At 64.6% G+C, this 15,360-nt stretch carries 10 protein-coding genes; all 10 read right to left on the reverse strand.

The features are described 5' to 3' along the window. Positions 1-70 precede the first annotated feature (70 nt). Entirely contained in the window at positions 71-1,261 is a 1,191-nt protein-coding gene (locus IB256_RS01300; RefSeq protein ID WP_192291909.1) for an alginate O-acetyltransferase, read from the reverse strand. A gap of 11 nt (positions 1,262-1,272) precedes the next feature. Continuing rightward, positions 1,273-2,835 (reverse strand): MBOAT family O-acyltransferase, encoded by a 1,563-nt coding sequence (locus tag IB256_RS01305; RefSeq protein ID WP_192291905.1) that lies wholly within the window; start codon positions 2,833-2,835, stop codon positions 1,273-1,275. A 343-nt stretch (positions 2,836-3,178) separates the two neighbouring features. Beyond that, the gene (locus tag IB256_RS01310) at positions 3,179-4,294 is read right to left on the reverse strand and encodes a mannuronate-specific alginate lyase (RefSeq protein ID WP_192224501.1); all 1,116 of its coding nucleotides are present in this window, start codon (positions 4,292-4,294) and stop codon (positions 3,179-3,181) included. A 36-nt stretch (positions 4,295-4,330) separates the two neighbouring features. Then, on the reverse strand, positions 4,331-5,743 hold the full coding sequence (locus tag IB256_RS01315; protein ID WP_192291901.1) for an alginate O-acetyltransferase: 1,413 nt from the start codon (positions 5,741-5,743) through the stop codon (positions 4,331-4,333). 10 nt (positions 5,744-5,753) lie between these two features. Beyond that, positions 5,754-7,436 carry a mannuronan 5-epimerase AlgG gene (gene algG, locus IB256_RS01320; protein WP_192401612.1) on the reverse strand — a complete coding sequence of 561 codons (1,683 nt, stop codon included), beginning with the start codon at positions 7,434-7,436 and terminating at the stop codon, positions 5,754-5,756. A 104-nt stretch (positions 7,437-7,540) separates the two neighbouring features. Further along, entirely contained in the window at positions 7,541-8,974 is a 1,434-nt protein-coding gene (locus IB256_RS01325) for an alginate export family protein (protein WP_192292545.1), read from the reverse strand. A 101-nt stretch (positions 8,975-9,075) separates the two neighbouring features. After that, positions 9,076-10,485 carry an alginate biosynthesis TPR repeat lipoprotein AlgK gene (gene algK / locus IB256_RS01330; RefSeq protein WP_192401051.1) on the reverse strand — a complete coding sequence of 470 codons (1,410 nt, stop codon included), beginning with the start codon at positions 10,483-10,485 and terminating at the stop codon, positions 9,076-9,078. 13 nt (positions 10,486-10,498) lie between these two features. Continuing rightward, complete coding sequence (locus tag IB256_RS01335) at positions 10,499-11,671, reverse strand: alginate biosynthesis protein Alg44 (RefSeq protein WP_192291891.1); 1,173 nt, start codon at positions 11,669-11,671, stop codon at positions 10,499-10,501. Positions 11,672-11,720: 49 nt separating this feature from the next. Beyond that, a complete protein-coding gene (alg8, locus tag IB256_RS01340; protein WP_192291888.1) occupies positions 11,721-13,202 on the reverse strand; it encodes a mannuronan synthase in 1,482 nt (493 codons plus the stop codon). Positions 13,203-13,415: 213 nt separating this feature from the next. Next, entirely contained in the window at positions 13,416-14,726 is a 1,311-nt protein-coding gene (gene algD / locus IB256_RS01345) for a GDP-mannose 6-dehydrogenase (RefSeq protein ID WP_081516164.1), read from the reverse strand. Positions 14,727-15,360: the final 634 nt, after the last annotated feature.

The raw sequence follows: 15,360 nt of genomic DNA on the forward strand, positions 1-15,360 counted from the left end.
TCCGTCTACTTTCTCTTGTGGGCACGGGTGGTGCCCCGTTCAGCGCTCGGTGCGCCGTGGGTTCGTTGGATCAGTGTGCTGCGGCTTGGTTGGAAGCCAGGCGTTCGTCGCGGCTGCCCGCTGCCCGCAATTGCGCCACCCAGTCCGGGTTGAACTGGCTCAGGTCGCTGTGCATCGGCAGGTAGCGTTCGGGAAATTCCCAGACCAGCAGTTGTGCCGGCTTCTGCTTGAAGCCCTCGTCCTGCAGGAGTTCGAGCATCGGTTCCAGGGGGCCCTTGCCCTCCTTGGCGTAGTTGATGACATCCGCCGAGAGCGCCTGCTTGAGGGCGCCGGCGAAGTTCCAGCGCGCATTGGCGCTGTAGCTGGTGCCGACCAGGGCGACCTGCGGCTGGGCGCTGTCGCCGAACAGGTCGCCGCCACCGCTGTTGTCAGCGGAGCCGGCAGCGTCCTCGGCCGGATGGGTCTGGCGCTGCTGCAACTGGTCTTCTTCGGGCAGCAGGTTGGTGAACAGCGGGTCCAGGGGCAGGAAGGTCAGCAGGTCGCCCTTGTGCGCTCCGCTCTTGCCGGCTTCGGTGACGAAGCTCTGGGTCGGCAGGTCGGCACCTTGGCCGGCGCGGATGCTTTCGCCCAGTCGCTGGGCCACGGCTTCGGCGCCCAGCGGGGTCCAGTGGGTGTCGGTGCGCAGGAAGACCTGACCGTTGTCCTTGGCCTTTTCCATCGTCTCCAGCAGCTCGGGCGCGGCCATGCCGGCCTGGCGGGCGCGCTGCAGGAAGTCGGTGTAGAGCGAGGCGTGCAGGGCAGCCGGTTGCTCCTTGCCGACGTATTCGGGATACAGACGGGTCTTGGCCGGGATGATCGCCAGCACCAGCTTCACACCACGGCGCTCCAGCTCCTGCTGCACGCCGCGCACCAGCGCCCAGTTGTCTTCCAGTTGCTGCTGGGTGGGCGCGGGCTTGAACTCTTCATCGGTGAACAGCCAGCCGTCCTTGCCGATCACCACGCCGGGCCGGCCTTCGTCGAAGACGGTGTAGTCCAATGCGGCCCAGAGGTTGGTGCCCAGGCGCTTGATGGGGAATTCGTCGTCGTAGTGGCCTTCGAAGGCGTGGGCCAGCTTGCCGTTGAGTACGGTAGTACCCTCGGCGGCGGAGAAGCTGGGGAAGGCCTTCAGCGACCAGCCGGCGAGGCCCAGCAGCATCCCGCCGAAGGCGGCGATGTAGGCGTACTGGAGGGGCCTGGCGATTCTCTTGGTATCAACTGACATGATTGCCTCGCTCAGAACTGGAAGTAGAGGAACGGCGAGTAGCTCTGCGCCGAGAGCTTGAGCACCGAGGCGGCGAACAGCAGGAGCAGGGCGACGCGGGTGGCCACTACCGGCAGCTGGGTCATCCAGTGCGGCTGGTAGACGGCGGCGCCGCTGGGCGAATAGGCGATCGCCGCCGGGTCCTGCTGGGCCATGGCCGGGGTGCGCGGCTGGGCGCTGGCCGGGCCGTCGGCGTCGACCTGTTCGGTCTTCGCGGCGGCCTTGGGCGCCTTGCTCTGCATCGGCTGGTTGTAGAACTGGCGCAGGCCGAAGAAGGCGAGCACGAGGTAGGCGATTACCAGGGTGCCGACCTGCAGGCCGGTGAGGCTGGCGCGGTTGAGCTCGGAGAGCTTCCAGTCGCCGAAGCTGAACATGGCTTCGTACATGCGCCAGGCCACGTGCAGGTTCTCGGCGCGGAAGATCACCCAGCCGACGATCACCAGCAGGAAGGTGAACACCCACTTCAGCGGATTGAGCACGCGGGGTGCGGCGTTCACGCCCAGGGCGCGCTCGATGGCCAGCCACACGCCATGCCAGGCGCCCCAGATGATGTAGGTGACGTTGGCGCCGTGCCACAGGCCGCCCAGCAGCATGGTGAGGATCAGGTTGCGATAGGTCTGGAAGGTGGTGCCGCGGTTACCGCCCAGGCTGATGTACAGGTAGTCGCGTAGCCAGGTGGACAGGCTGATGTGCCAGCGCCGCCAGAACTCGGTGATGGACTGGCTGATGTAGGGCTGGTTGAAGTTCTCCATGAAGCGGAAGCCCATCATCAGGCCGAGGCCGATGGCCATGTCGCTGTAGCCGGAGAAGTCGAAGTACAGCTGCGCGGTGTAGGCCAGCGCGCCGAGCCAGGCATCGCCGGTGGTCGGGTCCTGCAGGGCGAAGCAGTGGTCGGCCACCGCCGCCAGGGTGTCGGCGATGAACACTTTCTTGACGAAGCCCTGCATGAAGCGGGTGCAGCCTTCGGCGAACTTGTCGACGGTGTGGGTGCGGTGGTTGAACTGGTCGACCAGGTCCTTGAAGCGCAGCACGGGGCCGGCGATCAGGTGCGGGAAGATCGCCACGAACGCCGCGAAGTCGATCAGGTTGTGCGTGGCCGGGGTGTCGCCGCGGTACACGTCGATGATGTAGCTGATCGATTCGAAGGTGTAGAAGCTGATGCCGATGGGCAGCAGGATGTGGGTCAGCACGAAGGGCTGCATGCCGAACGAGGTGATGATCTCGTTGAGGCTTTCCACGCCGAAGTTGGCGTACTTGAAGTAGCCCAGCACACACAGGTCGACCACCACGCCGAGCAGCAGCCAGCGCTGGGCAGCCTTGGTCCGGACACCGGCGGCGCCGATGCGCAGGCCGATCCAGTAGTTGAAGACGGTCACGCCGGCGAACAGCAGGAGGAAGTCCACCCGCCACCAGGCGTAGAAGATGTAGCTGGCGACCAGCAACAGGAGGTTCCGGTAGCGGTTCCCGCTCAGGTAGTACAGGCCGAGGAAGACCGGCAGGAACAGGAACAGGAACACGTTGGAAGAAAAGACCATTCCGCGTCTCTCTCTGGAGCTTCAAACCTTGAGTGGCTCCGGACCTTCCGGCGTCTTCGCGACGCCCTGAGGAAAGGCCGGGGCAACCCGCCAATTCCTCCCCATGTGATGCTCAATCTGTTGCGCCCGCCCGCGTCTTTATTGCGTGGGTCGGGTGGTGTTCATGCCGAAGGTTCGGCGTTGGGAGAACCCTCTCCCTAGCCCTCTCCCTGAAGGGAGAGGGGACATCCGTGCCGGCTGTTGTTTTCGTGCAAGCCGGCTGACTCAGTGCTTCCCGAACACTCGGAAAGCTCCCTCTCCCTTCAGGGAGAGGGCGGGGGAGAGGGGCTCTTGCCTTTCGGCTTCAGCTCCCCGCCCCCTGACGGTTGAAAACCTTGGTCACTTCACCCCCCAGGCGGAAGCTGTTGAACGGCTCCATCTTCTTCTTCCAGTCCTGGGTCTTCGGCGCGCAGCTGTAGAGCGCGCAGTAGGGTTCCAGCCAGGCGAACTTGCTGTTCTCCTTCAGGTCGCCCATGTCCTGGTCGTTGCCGGTCTTCTCGTCGAACGCGTCCTGGTCGTCCACGCCTTGCATCACGCGGTTGGCCAGGCGCTGCAGGGCGCCGTTGTTTTCCTGGCGCAGGTCGACGCCGTTCACCTGGGCGAAGGCGGCGATCATGGTCAGCGGCGGCAGCGAGTAGTTGTGGTACGACAGGGCGCGCTGACGGCGCTTGAGTTCGTTGGGCAGGTAGCCGTCGTTGTCCACCTGGTTGGCGGCGACCTTGAACTCCTGCACGGACCAGTCGAACAGGTCGCGGCGGTTGGTCACCACGGCGGTGGACATCACCGACCAGGCAGCCCAGTAGGAGTGGTTGTTGATCTTCTTCAGTGGCAGGTCGCTCCAGTCGCGCACCACCTGGCTGCCCAGGGTGCTGAACCAGTTCTCGATCTCCTTCGACTGCTCGGAGTAGGAGGCCAGCGGGCGGCTGCTGGAGAATTTCAGGCGCATGTAGGAGGACGACAGGCTGCCCAGTGCCCATTTGCGCATGGACTTGCCGGTGTGGTTGTAGTCGCTGCTCTCCAGCGCACCCGCCTTGGCCCAGCTATCCAGCCAGCTCATGGCGCAGTCCAGGTCGCCCTTGTTGCCGCTGCGCATGTACTGGGTGATGAGCTTGGTGGCGCCGCGCTCCATGTCGGTGATGTCCTTGATCTGGCTGCGGAACTCTTTCTCCGCATCCGCATTCAGGGTGGAGCGTGCCGAGTCCGAGCCCTTGTACTTGCTGGTGAACTGCAGGCTGCCGGTGTACGGCGTCGGTGCGGTGGGGCAGCGGTCGGCGTCCTTCTTGCTGCCCTTGTCGCCGACGGCGGAGAAGTAGCCCGGTGGCGGCATCAGGTCGGCCGCGTAGGTGGCGCTCTCGCCGCCGAACAGGGCGCCGAGCACGGCGATGGTCAGGCCGATGCGGGCGACCACGGGGGTCTTGATCTTGCGTAGGCTGGGCATGGAATTCACTCCCTCGCGTCAGTTGGCGGCCACGTCGGCCGACTTGGCTTTGGGCGTCTGACAGAGCTTGGCCTCGACTTCCAGGCCCGCCGGCATGTCGTCCGGCGCCTCGATCTCCAGGGAGAGGAACTGCTGGTTCGACCAGTCCTCGTCGTTGCGCAGTTCGAAGACGTAGCGTCCGCCGGTATCCACGGCCTTGGACTGCTCGATCTTCAGCTGCTCGCGACGACCGTTCATGTACCAGATGGTGTTCTTGAGCTCGTGCACGCCGGGGTCGGAATAGGTGACGTCGGCGGTGTAGCTGCCCGAACGGATCGGCAGGGCGCCGCTGTTGAGCAGCACCTCGTTGCTGCCCGCGTGCAGCTTGACCTTGCGACTGATGGCCGGCTTGCCGTCGGCGCAGCCGTTGTCCACCAGTGGCATGGCCTGGCGGTAGAAACTCTTCTGCGCCATGTCGTAGTGGGTGGCGAACTCCCAGACGAGGATCTTCGGCGGCTTGTCGTGGAATTCCTTGCTGGTCATGTAGGCCAGCAGGGAGCTGTCGAAGCCGCCGCCGGACACGGCGTTGTTGAGGATGTCGACCTTGCCGTACTGCTCCAGGAAGCCGGCGAAGTTGTAGGCCGGGCCGCTGTTGGAGGTGCCCACCAGCGCAACCTGGGCGTCGCCGCCCTCACCGAACAGGTCGCCGCCGCCGGAGTCGCCCACCGGCTCGGTCTCGAAGCGGTCGACGTACTGCGGTGCGTAGCTGCTGCCGCACAGTTGCGCGGCAGCCTTGTGGAAGGTGCCCAGCTTGGACAACAGGCCCACGCGCTTGCTCTCGAATTCCTTCTTGGGAATGTCGTTGTAGGCGGGGATCTCCTTCAGGGTCTCGGCGACGATCTTCGCGCTGCGCATGGCGCCGTACGGCGTCCAGTGGTGGTCGCCCTTGAAGTAGTACGGGTGCTCTTCCTTCTCGTCGAACAGCGGCGAGAAGTCCGGGGTGTAGATGCCGGCCTTGCGGAACTGGGCGATGGTCGCCTGGTAGTTCTGCTTGGCCAGGTCAAAGTTGAAGCTGGCCTTCTCCTGCGGGTTGAGCTTCTCGCGGTTCACCAGGCCACGGGTGGGCTGGTAGACGACGACCAGGTCGATGCCCTTGCGCTTGAGTTCGTCGCGCAGTTGCTTGAGCTCGCGCCAGCCTTCGGCGCTGGTGCCGAAGTCGGTGCGCAGGTCGTAGGTGGTACGGAACAGCCAGTCTTCCTGGGCCGGCACCAGATGGGTGAAGAAGCCCAGGTACTTGGTGTTGTACGCCGCGTTGTTGGCGGCGGTCGGGCACAGCCCGGCAGCCGGCTGCGCGGAGTAGCTCGGCGCGTCGGCGGCGCTGGCCTGGTGGGCGAGCAGCAGGGCGGCAGTGAGGCCCGACAGGCGCAGCAGGTTGATGGTCAGTTTGTTCATGTGTCGGTCCTCAATTCTGCAGTTCGGCCTGGCTTTCGACGGGGTCGATCAGCACCGCGCGTTGCTGGCGCACCAGCAGGTCCAGGATCTGGTCCTGCTTCTCGCCGAGCACGCCGTTGAAGGAGATGCCGGAGGATTTGGTCGGGCCGAGCATGGCCACCTTGTAGAGCTCCAGCGACAGCGGTGAATCCACCGACAGCGGGCCCGAGCCGTTGCCGGCCAGCTTGCCGCCGACCACGATCAGCGAGACCTTGGTGTCGAAGGGATCGAGGTCGATGTTGCGGTCGGTGTCGGACAGATCCTTGATGTGGCCGTAGACGCCGATCAGCTTGTTGCCGGCCGCGAGGTTCTCGTACAGGCGGATGTTCACGCTGTTACGGATGCGGATGCCGTGGCGCAGGTTGGCCAGCACCTGGTTGCCGTAGATGAGGTTGTCGCCCGACTCGTAGAGGGTGATGCCGTCGGAGTGGTTGCGATAAACCTCGTTGTAGGCCACCAGGTTGCGCTCGGAATTACGGTCGAGGACGATCCCGGAGAGGTGGTTGTCGTAGGTCTTGTTGTGGATGATCCAGCTGTCGTTGACCTCACGGGAAACGATGATGCCGTGCTTCTTCTTCGTCCCGTAGACGGTGTTCTCGGCGATGATCAGGCGATGCGAACGGTCATGCGGGTCGATGCCGTAGACGATGTTGTTCTTGTAGGTGTTGCCGCGCACCACCAGGTCGTCGGCCTCGTAGCAGTAGAAGCCGTACCAGGCGTCCTCGAAGGTCGAGCCGATCACCCAGCCTTTGGGGCGCGGGCGCTTCATGGTCTTGTCCATGCCCGGGCTGTACTGCGAGATGGAGATGCCGTAGGCCTTGGAGGCGTTGTAACCGAAGCTGGTGAAATGGCTGTTCACCAGGTAGGCCTCGGCGCCGCCCCAGGAGATCAGGAAGGGGCGGAACTCGTTGGGCGTCTTGTACCAGGCCGGTTCCTTCTTCGCCTCGTTCCAGGCGGTGACCTTGGTGTCACGCACGAACAGCTTGCCGTCGTTGACCAGGAACGCGCCGCGGTCCTGGGACAGGCGCAGTTCCTTGACCTTGCCGTCGATCTCCAGGGTCGCGCCCTGGCTGACAACGATGGGCAGGCGGGCGATGTAGACGCCCGGTTCGACCTGCTCCAGCGCGGTCTTGGGCAGCTTGCCGGCCAGCTCCGCGAGGTCGACGTAGCCGCCGTCGATGAAGATCGCCTGGGGCATCTGGCGCTGGCGCTTCACCCACTCGGCGAGACGGTTCTTGCCGCCGGTGAATTCCTTCAGCGGCTGCTGCTGGACCATGCGCTGGACCTGCGCCTTGCCGCGCTTGTTGCGCTCGATCTTCTTCTCCACCGCCTCGGCGGTATAGCCGGCGAGGTCGGGCAGCTTGGGCGGCTCCAGGTGCAGCGGCTCGCTGGGAGCGGCGGTCACGGTGTAGTTGCCGGACTCCTTCAGCGTCTGGGTATGGCCCGGCTCGTTGCCCGGTTGTTCTGCCGGTGCCTTTTCGCCCTCGGCGGTCTTGCCGGCTTCGGCTTTCGCGGCGTCGGCCTTCTTCGCATGGGCAGCGCTGGCTTCGGCCTTGGCCGCGGGTTGCGCCGCCCAGGCCGGTGCGCTGGCGCTGAGCAGGCCGCCGAGCAGCAGGGCGGTCAGCGGCAGGGCGTTTATCGGGTGGCGGTTCATGGCCGTGTCTCCTTGCGCGCGGGCCCCCACCGGATACCCGGCCACGCAGCGAGTGCGGCGCAGGGCGAGCTTGGGAATCGGGTGGAGGGTCATCGCTACAGTCCTCAGAAGTGCCAGATCACATCGACGAAGGCGTGGTGCATGGTCGAGTCGACGTGGCTGCCGTAGGCGTCGCCGGGCTTGAACACGCCGCCGCGGAAGCGGATCAGCGCCGACGGTTCGTCGATCGCCTGGCTCATGGAGGCCGGCAGCAGGCCCTGCTTGAAGTACTTGGTGACGACGAGGTCGACTTCCTGGCCGATGTCCTTGGAATCGTTGACCAGCGGAGCGGTGATGCCGCTGCTGCCGATGTCCGAGTCGCTGTCCACGCGGCGGAACTTGTTGTAGATGACGCTGGCGTCGTAGTCGTCGCGTAGCTGCCAGGAGCCGAACAGGGTGGCGGCCTCGAGGTTCGACAGCTCGCCACGGAATGCCTCGCCGAAGCGGTGCGCGCGGGCGCGGGTGCCAGTGAAGTTGGAGCGGTTGCTCTCAAGGCCGGTCTGTTCGAACTGGTCTTCACCGTTCTTGCCGCCGCCACTGCCTCGGGCATAGGCGCCGCCGACGCGCCATTGCTCGTCGATGTTCCAGCGCAGGCCGAGGTCGGCGCCGTAGGCATCCACGTCGCCACTCTGCTTGCCGGCAGCGACCCGCTCGCCGTTCACCGGGACGGTGGTCAGGCGGTCACGGTTGCCGGTCAGCCAGGTGGCGCTGGCCCAGTAGTTGATGGGCATCTGCGAGCGCCAGTTGTAGCCGTCGCCGTTGGCCTCGATGCCGACCCAGGTGAGGTCGCCGGTGGAACGCTTGTCCAGCGAGTCGACGGTGTCGCCCGGGTCCGGCAGGCTGCCGCTGTCGTCGGAGTGGTGCAGGCGCAGGCCGACCCAGTGCTGAGGCATCCACTGCGTGGAGATATCGCCGAACACATGGGTGCGGTCCTTGTCCTCCGGCGCGAGGTCGGTGATGTCGGTGCGGTAGTCGGAGAAGCGCTGGGCGGCGCCGAGGTGGGCACGCAGCAGGGTGGTGTCGAAGGTCCAGTTCAGCGCTTCGATGTTGGTGTCCTGCCACATCCCGCTGTCTTCGCGCAGGCGCTGGCGACCGAAGCGCAGGTGCTCGCCGGGGTACTGGGTGAGGCCGGCGTAGTCCACCCAGAACTCGCGCAGGGCGAGGTAGGCATCGTCGGGCTCACGCTTGTTGTCGTTGCCGCCGCTGCTGGTGTTGTTGACGTCGTCGTTCTGCAGGGTGTCGGTCTGGATGGTGTCGGTGGCGGCGACTGCCTGGCCCATCACGTAGGCGCTCCAGTCGCCCCACTGGCCGAAGGCCCAGGGGCGCACGTCCAGGCCGATACCGTTGAGATCGCCGCCGCGGGCGGTGCCCAGGTCGCGGTCGTCCTCGGATTCTGCGGTCACCTTGATGTCGAGGCCGAAGTTCTTCGGTGGCTCTTCCGCCGCGTGGGCGAGGCTGCCGAACAGGGTGCCGGCGAGGCTCAGGCCAACGCCGAGCATGGCGGGGAACAGGCGGGCGCGGCGGACAGCGGAAGCCAGAGCGCGCGGCTGAACTCCATCGACGAGAGCAAACAGCGGGGTGGTCATCGGGTCGGTGCGCTTCATAGATTTTCTTGTTCCTGGTTGTTCTGCAGAAGGCTGACGGTGGCTTGCCAGTTGGCGCCGCGAGCCTGTTCTTCACGCTTGAGCAACTGCTGGGCCGCACTGCGGTCGGCCGGCTGGATCTGCGGTTCGATCTGCGCCATCAGGTCGCTGGCGGTGGGCACCTGCTGGCGCTGCGCGAGCTCGCCGAAGACGTAGGCATTGACCAGGTTCGGGCGGATGCCGCGACCCTGCGAATAGAGCTGGGCGAGGGCCATGTCGGCGCTGGCCTGGCCGGCGCGGGCGGCGATGATCAGGTGGTCCACGGCCTTCTGCGGGTAGACCTGGCCGAGGAAGCCGCGGCGGTAGATCTGGCCCAGGTAGTAGTGCGCCTGGGGTTCGGTGGCGGCGGCCTTGAGCAGGTGCTGCTCGGCCTTCTGCGGCTCCTGCGGGGCCCACTTGCCGTCGTAGTAGAGGCGCCCGAGCAGCAGCTCGGCGCGGGGCTGGGCGGCGTCCTGGGCTTTCTTCAGGTAGTCGAGCATCTGGTCGAGGTCGCCCAGGTCGGGATTGTCGTACTGCAGCTTGGCGAGGCTGACCCAGGCGGCCGGGTAGGTCGGCGCGATCTCGTTGAGCAGCGTCTGTGCGGCCTGTGGGTCGGCGGTGCCGATGTTCGGATCGGCCAGCACGCCAGCCACCGATTCGACACGCTCGGACGGTACGCGGCCGGCCTTCCAGCCTGCCTTGAGCGCTTCGAGGTGGGCCTTCTGCTTATCCGCGTTGCCCTGCTTCTGGTACACGGTGGCCAGTTCCATCCAGCACACGTCCATGCGGTTCAGCCAACGCTGGCAGACCTGCTCGACTTCGGTGAGGTGCTGGTCGTAGGTGCCCTGGGTGCGGTACAGGATGATCTGCGCCAGGTCCGCCTGCGGCAGGCCCTGGGCGCGCCACTGGTCGATGCGCTGCTGCGGATTCACGTTCGGCCAGGCCTGCGGGTACTGCAGGTAGAGGACGATCAGCGGAACCAGCGCGCTGTCCTCGCCTTCGTTGAAGGCGCGGGTCAGCAGCTGCTCGGCTTCGCGGTGCTCGGCGTCGGTGCCGCCGGGCTTGGCCGCCAGCCATTTGCCCAGACGGGCGCGGGCGCGCGGGGAGCTCTCGGCTGCTTCGCGGTAGAGCTTCTCGGCGCGGGCCTGTTCATCGGGGTCGCCGGTGGCGGCCTGCATGTCGGCCAGTCCGACCTGTGCGTCGGCGTAACCCAGGGTGGCCAGGGCCTGGAAGTTGGCCTGGGCGGTGGCGATGTCACCGCGGTCCAGGGCCTCCTGGGCCAGGCGCTGGTCAGGCAGGCCGGCGCAACCGGCCGCTGCAGCGATGGCCAGTGCCAATCCAATGTGTCGGCCGAGGTGCGGGGCGTGTCGCAGGACAGGTCGATTCATGCGGGCGGTCCTCTTAGCGGGCGGTGGCCAGGGCCATCGCCTTGTTCAGCAGGGTGCGGCCCGGCAGGCCGCCGATGCTGACTTCAGTCGGGCGGCCAGCCATCTGGCTGTCGAGCGGCTGGTCGGGGGTGATCTGCACACGGATTTCCGAGGACAGGTCACCGTCCACCGGTGCAGTGCGCAGGATGCGGCCGCCGCGCACTTCACTGTCGCCGGCGACCTGGAAGTTCACGTGGGTGCCGGGGGAAAGCTCGGCGGCGTTGCGGTAGGGGAAGCGCGCCTCAACGGTGGCGGTGCTGTCGCGCGGGGTCAGGGTGAATATCACGTCGCCCTTGTTGGCGAACTGGCCGTTGGCGACGCGCTGCTCGACCACACGGCAGTCGCACGGACTGGTCAGGGTGCCCTTCATCTGGTGGCCGAAGAGCTTCTCGATGTTGCTCGGATTGAGCTGCTCTTCGGTCAGGTTGCCCTTGAGCAGGTCCAGCAGGTTGGCGGAGAAGGACGCGATCGGCGCGCCCTTGGCGACTTCCGCGCCCGGCTCCACCAGGCTTTCCACGGTGCCCTCGCGGGGCATGGTGATCTGCTGGTTGGCCACGCTGACCACGCCCGAGTCGGCGTGGGTGACGAAGTACAGGTTGTAGATCTGGTTGAGGATCACCGCGAAGGCGCCGACGCCGACCACGAAGATCGCGGTGCTCACGGTGACCGCGCGGAAGCGGCCGAAGAAGCCCATACCGCCAGAGCCTGCACCGTGCTTGCGGGCCTTGGTGAAGTTCTCGCGCTGCAGGGTGTTGAGCATGTCGCCAACGCTCACCACTTCACCGGCCAGGTAGGAGGTGATCAGGTAGCGCAGGGCGGCGATCTCGCGCGGCTTCAGGTGCTGGAATTCGCAGCCGACGCGGGCGCTTTCGCGGTCATAGGAGCGCACCTGGAATTCCACTTCGAGGGAGAAGCTGATGCTGTCGATCTGGAACAGCAGCTTGCCCTTGTGCAGGTCGCCGACCTGCACCGGCGTGTTGTTGGCGGAAGTGAACGCGAAGCCGCCGGCGGACAGGTCCAGCAGGCGGGCGTCGACGCCCTCGCGGTGGGATCCGATGTAGCGGATACGGGCGGGCAGCTTGACCCGGGCGTGCTGGCGCTGGGCTTCGGATTCATGCACGACATTGACGTTGACGGCGGTATTCATGAGGTCGAGTCCTGTTCGTAATTGGGAGATGCTTTGCCCAAGAGAGTCTTCAGACGATGGTCAGCAGTACGGCGACGAAAACGCTGGCCGCGGAAAAGGTCATGGCTCGCGAAGACCAGGTGTTGAACCAGCGCTGGAAGCTGGCTAGGCCGCGGTCGAGCTTGGTGTTCTGGCGGGTCCACGACTGCTGGTCGAGGCGGAAGAACACGTAGATTTTCACCAGGGCACCGACGATCTGGTTGTAATAGAGGATCGCGGGGTAGGCCGGCCCGATGTGGTGGCCCGAGAGCGACAGCAGAAGGGTCAGCACGAAGCGGGTGATGCCGATCCACAGCAGGTAGATGAGCAGGAAGGCAATGCTGTACTTGATGCTGGCGATGATCGCGGCGACCAGGCCGAGCAGGCAGGTCCACATCGACAGGCGCTGGTCGAACAGCACCACGCTGGTGAACCAGCCCAGGCGTTGCGGGCCCAGGGCGAGGGCGCGGGAGTTCTGCCGCAGGTTGTTGCCGTACCAGCGGAACATCAGTTTGCGGCTGGCCTTGATGAAGCTCTTCTCCGGCGGGTGCTCGACCGTGTTGATCGCCGCGTCGGGCACGTAGAAGGTGTCGTAGCCCAGGCGCATCAGGCTGTACCAGCTGGACTTGTCGTCACCGGTGAGGAACTGGAAGCGGCCCAGGCGCCAGTGGTCCAGGTGGTCGCTTTCCACGTCGGTGATGAAGTCCGGGTCGGTGACCACGGCGGCGCGGAACACCGACATGCGCCCGGTCATGGTCAGCACGCGCTTGGACAGGGCCATGGAGCACATGTTGATGTGGCGCTGGGCGAAGCGCAGCTTGTGCCACTCGCTCATCACGTAGCTGCCCTGCACTTCGCAGAATTCGTTGGTGGTCAGGCCGCCGACGTTGGGGAAGAGCTTGAACCAGGGCACGGTCTTTCTCACCACGCCCGGTTCGAGCACGGTGTCGCCATCGATCACCGCGACCACGGCGTCTTCGTCCGGGAGGTGGCGGGAGATGGCGCGGAAGCCGTGGGCCAGGCCGTCGCGCTTGCCGGTGCCGGGGATGCGCACGAAGTCGAGTTCGACGTGTTCTGGCGGGTTGAGCTTCTGCCACTGCTGCTTGATCAGCACCTCGTCGGACATCTCGACGATGGAGCACACCACGGTGGTGGGGTAGCCGCAGGCAATGGCTTCTTCGATGACCGAGCGATAGACCATCGAGGTGGTCAGCGCGTCGATACGGAAACTGGTGACCATCAGGTACACGTGGGACGGGTCGGCCGCGTCGCCGAGCTTGCGCATCCTGCGGCGGTAGTGCGGGTAGACCACGTAGAGGAACAGCATGCCGCGCAGGAAGTGCAGGCCGCCCATGGAATAGCGCCAGATGCCGACCGCGCCGATGAGCAGCAGGAAGTCCTTGGATTCGGCGTCGAATACGGTCGGCGGCACGAGCAGTGCCAGCAGCATCAGCAGGCCGAGAAAGACCAGCCAGCCGGTGGCCTCACCGATGATTCGTTTGTAGGTTTCCATCGTCGTCTATCCGTCTGGTTGGGCTTGGTCATCGGCCCGCCTGGGCGGGCCGGTGACCGGCGCTTTTAGGGTCTGAAGGCATGGACTCGATTGAGCGAGCTAGAGTCCGGTTAGGCGGAGAGGGACGAGGAAGCGGAGTTCACTGAAGTGAATGAGCATTTCCGAGTTCCTCTCCAACGACACCGGGCCGACGCGCAGCCAATCGAAACCCAATTACCAGCAGATGCCTTCGGCGCGCTCGTCTGTGACGCTCGGCATGAAGCCGATCAGGTCGACGACCTTCTTGCCTTCGGGCGCCTGCTTCACCACGTCGACGAACAGCTCGTCACCGTTGCCCAGGACCAGGACATCGGAGGACTTCACGACGGCGTCGAGGTCCGAGACCAGCAGCGAGGAGACGTGCGGGATCTTCGATTCGATGTACTCCTTGTTCGCGCCATGGACGCGGGCGTACTCGACGTTGCGGTCGAAGATCTGCAGCTCGTAGCCCTTGCCGATGAGCATCTCGGCCAGTTCCACCAGCGGGCTTTCGCGCAGGTCGTCGGTGCCGGACTTGAACGACAGGCCGAGCAGGCCGACCTTGCGGCTGCCGTGGGCGGCGATGATGTCGAAGGCCTTCTGCACCTGGTGCTGGTTGCTGCGCATGATCGAGCCGAGCATCGGGTGCTCGATGTCCAGCTGGCTGGCGCGGTAGGTGAGGGCGCGCACGTCCTTGGGCAGGCAGGAGCCGCCGAAGGCGAAGCCGGGCTTCATGTAGTAGCGCGACAGGTTCAGCTTGCGGTCCTGGCAGATCACATCCATCACTTCGCGGCCATCGACGCCGACGGCCTTGGCGATGTTGCCGATCTCGTTGGCGAAGGTGACCTTGGCGGCGTGCCAGACGTTGCAGGTGTACTTGATCATCTCGGCGACCTCGATGGTCTTGCGGATGATCGGCGCGTCCAGCTCGCGGTAGATCTCTTCCAGCAGGTCGCCGGTCTGGGCGTCCAGCTCACCGATGACGGTCATCGGCGGGAAGTCGTAGTCCTTGATCGCGGTGGATTCGCGCAGGAACTCAGGATTAGTACCCACGCCGAAGTCGGCGCCGGCTTTCTTGCCTGAGCAGTCTTCGATGATCGGGATCACCACGTTGTTCACGGTGCCCGGCAGCACGGTGCTGCGCACCACCACGGTGTGGCGCTCTTTCTTCTCGCGGATGGCGTAGCCGATCTCGCGGCAGACGGACTCGATGTAGCCCAGGTCCAGGTCGCCGTTCTTCTTGCTCGGGGTGCCGACGCAGATGAACGACACGTCGGTGTCCAGTACGGCCTTCTTGAAGTCGGTGGTGCCCGACAGGCGACCGGTGCGGATGCCCTGCTGCAGCAGAGGCTCCAGGCCCGGCTCGACGATGGGCGATTTCCCGTTGTTGATCAGATCGATCTTGGTGGTGGACACGTCCACCCCAACGACTTCATGGCCCCGTGCGGACAGGCAGCCGGCACATACTGCGCCAACATACCCAAGACCAAAGATGCTGATACGCATCGCATTCACCTCTTCAATGGTCGAACTGTTTAAAGTTGCCCGGTAGGGCGATTTATTCAGGTTGCAAGAGTCCCCGGAGTTCACTGTAAAAGTGTTCTCCGTACTTCCTTCCAGGCAGGCATGGGAATCGAGTGCTAAACTTTCGAGCACGGTATTGGCGCAAACTTTGGATGTTTGCCCTGTTATGTTTCAGGCAGATTGCAAAGTTGGTGCAGTGTCTGCCTGGCGTGCTCCAGTCTGGTTAGATGATTGCCTCGTCATCTGAAAAGTTCAGTTATTTCATTGGGTTGCGTTTCAAGGGTGAATCGACAAGAACTGATCGAAATAACCTTGGAAGCAAAACTCCAATTTCCATCGGGGCATTTCTGTTTTGCCAACGATGGTCGTTGCGCAAATAGGATTTATCCGAAATGCGGTTAGTTCCTTCCGCCCATCCCGCCCCTGAAAGAATGTGAAATATCCAATTGATATCACTTGATGCTGAGTTAATGGCAAATTGCACGGCGCTTTGCTTAGTGCAAAGTGCATGATTGAATAAAGTTCCATTGAATTTTTCGTTAAAAACGACCGTGTATCGTCGTCAAGACATTCGTTCAGCTGCCGTTCAGCTTTCTCTCTTGCAAAGTGCAATCGT

Origin of the sequence: Pseudomonas sp. PDM17 (assembly GCF_014851985.1) — a bacterium.
GTDB lineage: Bacteria > Pseudomonadota > Gammaproteobacteria > Pseudomonadales > Pseudomonadaceae > Pseudomonas.

Coding starts and splice junctions, on each gene's coding strand:
- IB256_RS01300 (WP_192291909.1), bottom strand. CDS start 1,261: ATGTCAGTTGATACCAAGAGAATCGCCAGGCCCCTCCAGTACGCCTAC.
- IB256_RS01305 (WP_192291905.1), bottom strand. CDS start 2,835: ATGGTCTTTTCTTCCAACGTGTTCCTGTTCCTGTTCCTGCCGGTCTTC.
- IB256_RS01315 (WP_192291901.1), bottom strand. CDS start 5,743: ATGAACAAACTGACCATCAACCTGCTGCGCCTGTCGGGCCTCACTGCC.
- algG (WP_192401612.1), bottom strand. CDS start 7,436: ATGAACCGCCACCCGATAAACGCCCTGCCGCTGACCGCCCTGCTGCTC.
- IB256_RS01325 (WP_192292545.1), bottom strand. CDS start 8,974: ATGCTCGGCGTTGGCCTGAGCCTCGCCGGCACCCTGTTCGGCAGCCTC.
- algK (WP_192401051.1), bottom strand. CDS start 10,485: ATGAATCGACCTGTCCTGCGACACGCCCCGCACCTCGGCCGACACATT.
- IB256_RS01335 (WP_192291891.1), bottom strand. CDS start 11,671: ATGAATACCGCCGTCAACGTCAATGTCGTGCATGAATCCGAAGCCCAG.
- alg8 (WP_192291888.1), bottom strand. CDS start 13,202: ATGGAAACCTACAAACGAATCATCGGTGAGGCCACCGGCTGGCTGGTC.
- algD (WP_081516164.1), bottom strand. CDS start 14,726: ATGCGTATCAGCATCTTTGGTCTTGGGTATGTTGGCGCAGTATGTGCC.